This is a genomic window from Moorena sp. SIO3I6, from assembly GCF_010672095.1.
In genome coordinates this window covers 1-2,088 of the sequence record NZ_JAAHHU010000847.1, presented here as the reverse complement: position 1 = coordinate 2,088, position 2,088 = coordinate 1, and the positions used below count along the sequence as shown (strand labels likewise).

Genomic DNA, 2,088 nt, shown 5'->3' with positions numbered 1-2,088 from the left:
TTTGGCAAAAGGCTTTTCCTATACAAACTGAGCGAGAACGTGGGACGTCAAGTTTTTTGATCACACTAATCATATCAAGTTACTTTTGTCAAGTTTTTTGTAAAGAAATATGTTTATAAAGCATAGCTTAATAAGGGAGACTTTGAGGTGGAAAAGCGTACCTCATAACTGCGATAAACTCTATAATAACTTCTATAAGTATAGCGTTTTATAGTAACCGTGAGTTACATCTAAATTTTATTTATTCTTCCCTACTCCCTACTCCCTACTCCCTGCTCCCTTATTTAACAATAAAAAAAATTCGGTCAAGCTCAGATAAAATTTGATACTTGACCGAATTATATTGTGTAAACATCAACAAGGACAGCTAAGCTGCACGTAAACCAAATAACTCCTGACTGATTAATTGTACATTATTCCCGAGTTAGTCAGCAACTGCTGGAAAGCAACAACATACTAACTCATGCTTCATCCTGATTTATACCCCTCCCCAAAAAAAACTTTCATTCTTCATTATTCATTCTTAATTCTTAATTCTACATTCTTCATTCTTCATTCCTGGTCGCCAGGGCGTGGCCCTGGCAAATTACTATCCTAGTCTAGGTAAAAATTTCGAATCAAAGTCACCAGAACCTCACCAGGATTTCCGGTAGGTTCGGGAGTGCTCCATTCCTCTGGATAAGCGTATTTAAGAGAATAGATGGCAATAATTGTTTTCCGAACTTGTTCAGGAGAACCGACCAAGATGTGCTTGACTTTTTTAGGTTTGCGACCTTGGTTTTCAGGGTTTTGATTGTCATCAGGGTTTGACGGAAAGTTTGTACTCATGAATCGTTATTGGTTTAAAACGTTTACATTATTAATATATTAATTTATTAACCTCTTGTCAAGGGGTTTAGGAATTTTTTTTTATTACCAATTGACGAATATTAATCGTAGGGTGGGCAGTGGACGAGACCAATAAAATCCGATGGTAATCCTTTAAAGCACTGCCCACCCTACAGGTATATCTGGGGTGGGCAGTATTATATCCGATTTTCAACTATTACTATCCCTTGAAAAACCACTGCCCACCCTACATCTACATCTAGATGTTTAATAAAATTAATCCTCTGGTGGGCAGTGTTCTATCCGATTTTCAACTATTACTATCCCTTGAAAAACCACTGCCCACCCTACAGGTATATCTGCTTTACTATTAAAATAGTAACTTATTAACCATTTGTCAAGGGGTTTAGGAATTTTTTTTTATTACGAAATAGGGCAATAGTATAGGGGTTTAAAATTGGGTTATTTTTTTAGGTAATAGGGAACAGGGAATAGGTAACAGCTCAAAAAATCTGTTAAAAACCTAGATATTTTTAACACGATAGTTGTCTTATTTTTTAATAAAATTAATCCTCTGGTGGGCAGTGCTCCATTCCAATTTAAACCTTTACCATCCCTTGAGAAAGCACTGCCCACCCTACATCAGATCTCAAACAATTCTGTGTACCTCATGAGTCCTAGAAACGCTATATTGAAAAATAACTCTTAATTTCACTAACTGATTAAACTGTTGCGTCAAGGCTATCTTGAGACTGTTCTAATTTATCGTCGAGGTTCTCACTACCAGTAAACACTTTAGTAGTCACTGGAACGTTAGGCTCAACTTGGAGCCACACCGAATCACTAATAGACTCAGCTTGATTGGGTCGATAAACCAGTCGGCAGGCTCCTGCGATTTCTACCTCATGACAGCAATGAGTCCGCTCACCCCGTTTAACAGTAAACACTGGCAAAGATGTCTGGTTCTTGTGATTGCTTTTTAAGGCTTGCTCATTAACGTGGATATAGGTAGCTTCCAGATGCTTGTCCTGATTCCATGTACCTTTTGGTCCCCTACGACCTTCGGTTACCACTGGCACACCATCATATAATGGAATCTGCCAAAACCGACCAACTTTTTTGGCTCCTTTGATGCGATCTTTACTTAATAGCATCCGCAGTCGCTGAGACGATATACCCAGCAGAGATGCAGCTTGTGTTGTACCGACAACCATAACTAAAATACTATTGCGGAATAGTATTGTAATCCCATCTAACTGG

Annotated in this window: 2 protein-coding genes; both read right to left on the bottom strand. The window is 38.2% G+C overall.

The genetic code is table 11. The features are described 5' to 3' along the window. Positions 1 to 594: 594 nt before the first annotated feature. Positions 595 to 828 (bottom strand): hypothetical protein, encoded by a 234-nt coding sequence (locus tag F6K49_RS43505; RefSeq protein ID WP_293107932.1) that lies wholly within the window; start codon positions 826 to 828, stop codon positions 595 to 597. Between the two features lie 722 nt (positions 829 to 1,550). Then, positions 1,551 to 2,088, bottom strand: a 538-nt coding sequence (locus F6K49_RS43500; RefSeq protein WP_366514310.1) for a hypothetical protein, incomplete at its 5' end; no start/stop codon positions are given.

What these genes read in the sequence shown, in the direction of transcription:
- F6K49_RS43505 (WP_293107932.1), bottom strand. Translation starts at nt 828, where the DNA reads ATGAGTACAAACTTTCCGTCAAACCCTGATGACAATCAAAACCCTGAA.